Origin of the sequence: Olavius algarvensis spirochete endosymbiont, assembly GCA_900608495.1 — a bacterium.
Lineage (GTDB): Bacteria > Spirochaetota > Spirochaetia > DSM-2461 > DSM-2461 > UBA2779.
The window spans coordinates 1-312 of sequence record UWYT01000084.1; the positions used below are offsets into that span (position 1 = coordinate 1).

Consider the following 312-nt stretch of genomic DNA (forward strand, 5'->3'; position numbering starts at 1 on the left):
ATCCGGAGAATCACGCCTGCGGGGGTGGTAAGCACCTTGGCCGGCACTGGCTCAGCGGGTTCTGGGAATGGCACCGGCACTGCGGCACAGTTTAACCACCCCGCCGGAGTGGCTGTGGACTCATCCGGCAATGTCTATGTGGCAGATAGTGACAACCGCCGCATCCGGAGAATCACGCCTGCGGGGGTGGTAAGCACCTTTGCCGGCAGCACAGCGGGTTTTGCGGATGGCATCGGCAACACGGCGCAGTTTGGCCTCCCCCTCGGAGTGGCTGTGGACTCATCCGGCAATGTCTATGTGGCAGATCATGGC

1 protein-coding gene is annotated in these 312 nt (G+C 62.5%); it reads left to right on the forward strand.

Going from position 1 to position 312, the window contains the following annotated elements:
• The coding region (locus S1OALGB6SA_RS01925; protein ID WP_442789582.1) for an NHL domain-containing protein at nt 1-312 on the forward strand (312 nt) is incomplete at both ends.